Origin of the sequence: Pseudomonas sp. P7548, from assembly GCF_013386585.1 — a bacterium.
GTDB lineage: Bacteria > Pseudomonadota > Gammaproteobacteria > Pseudomonadales > Pseudomonadaceae > Aquipseudomonas.
The window spans coordinates 1-1,849 of the sequence record NZ_JACARO010000097.1; the positions used below are offsets into that span (position 1 = coordinate 1).

Below are 1,849 nucleotides of genomic sequence, written 5' to 3' on the forward strand. Positions count from 1 at the left end.
CGAGGAAACGGTTGAACCAGCCGGCCAACTGCCCCAGCTCGTCCTTCTTGTCGTAGGCCAGGCGGCGGGTGAGGTCGCCTTCACCGCTGGCGATGTCTTCCAGCATGCTGGCCACGCCAAGGATCGGCCGGGTCACGCTGCGGGCCATCAGCCACACGAGGATCAGGCCAAGCACGGCCGCAAACAGGCCCAGGCTCAGCTCGAGCAAGGTGCCCTTGGCATTGTCGGCATCCAGTTGGGTTTTCAGTGCCTCGGCCGGGGCCACCAGCACTTTTTCCGGCACATCCAGCAACACGCCCCATGCCTTGCCGTCCGGGATCGGTGCAAACGGCGCCAGCACCTTGAGCTGATGGTCGGTGCGCAGGCTGCGCAGTTGGTTGCTGCTGGCCAGGGCGCTGATCAATTGCGCGCCGTTGGCGGTGTCGACCTTGTCCAGGCGCTGGCTGAGCTTGCCGGCGTCCGGGCTGTAGCCGGCGAGCAGGCCGGTAGGGCTGAGGATGCTGACTTGGGTCTGGCCGTCATACAGCTTGTGGCTCGCCTGTTGGCTCACGGCCTGCAGACTGTTTAGGTTGATGTCCACCGACAGCGACGCGATGACTTTGCCATTGACCATCAGTGGGAACACGATGCTGGTCATCAGCACGTTCTGCCCGTTGATTACATAGAAGTACGGCTCGATCACACAGGGCTTGAGCGTGGTGCGCGGGCAGGTGAACCAGGCGTTGGCCTTTTCACCGCTGGGGCCGACGCGGGTGTCGGCCATATCGCTTTCCGGCAGCGCCATCGACTCCAGTTTGCCGGGCGTGGGCTGCGACCAGTACAGGGCGAAGCGGCCTTTGTCGTTACTGCCCAGTTCTGCCTGGTTGGCGAAGAGCTCGTCCTTGCCATCCAGGGCGTTGGCTTCGAACACCAGGGACAAGCCGAGCAAGTCGGGGTTGGCCTGTAGGGCCGCCTTGACCTGGCGGGTCAGGTCTTCGCGGGTGTCGAACGCATCCAAAAAGCGTTTTTCGGCCTGCTCGCGCAAGAACAGCACTTGGCGGGAAAATCCGTGGCCGTATTGATACGCGTCCATGAACTGACGGCGAATGCCCAGGGCCTGGGCTTCACCCTGGGCTTCGATGCGCGCTTGGGCGGCTTGATCGAGCATCTGCATGCTGGACGCCTTGACCTGCTCCGAGCTCTGTTCCATGCGATACAACGACAAACCCACCAGCAGGGTCACGATCCCCAGCAGGCACAGGCCGGCGAGCAGGGTGATTTTCCATTGAATGGAAAGCTGTCTGAGAGACATCGAGGCGCATCCTTAACCTGAAAACACAGAGAGCCTTTGTATCGGCCGCGTTTTTTGGTTCTTTATTATTTAAACGTTCAATTTAAACCCAAAAGCGGCGCCGTTTTTTGACATGCAGCCGCGCCTGCTGCAAAGTGCGCGCCCTCTAATAAGACCTCCTTCAAGCCTGCACGCTGGCAGCCATCCACCCGATGGCCGCCTGGGCGCGGGCATGCCTGTTTTTTATGTTTCTGCTTGAGGTAACCATGATTAACGCAGTCATTGCCGCGGTCGGCACCATGCTGGTGCTCAGCTTGTCCCGCGTGCATGTGGTCATCGCCATCATCGTCGGCGCCCTGGTGGGCGGCTTGACCGGTGGCCTGGGCATCGAGGCCACGCTCAAAGCCTTCAACGGCGGGCTGGGCGGCGGCGCTACTGTGGCGCTGTCCTACGCCTTGCTCGGCGCGTTCGCCGTGGCCATTGCCAAATCCGGCCTGGCCCACGCGCTGGCCGACAAGGCGCTGATGCTGGTGGACCGCCAGGAAGCCACCGGCGGCAGCCATGTCAAATGGCTGTTGA

Annotated in this window: 1 protein-coding gene and 1 pseudogene; one reads left to right on the top strand and one right to left on the bottom strand. The window is 62.0% G+C overall.

The window, feature by feature from the left end; genetic code table 11:
• Positions 1–1,291: methyl-accepting chemotaxis protein (locus HX803_RS29585; RefSeq protein WP_178925673.1), on the bottom strand; the 1,291-nt coding region annotated here is incomplete at its 3' end.
• A 245-nt stretch (positions 1,292–1,536) separates the two neighbouring features.
• Here HX803_RS29585 and HX803_RS29590 point away from each other — a divergent pair.
• Positions 1,537–1,849, top strand: a pseudogene (locus HX803_RS29590) (sodium:proton antiporter); the annotation flags it as partial.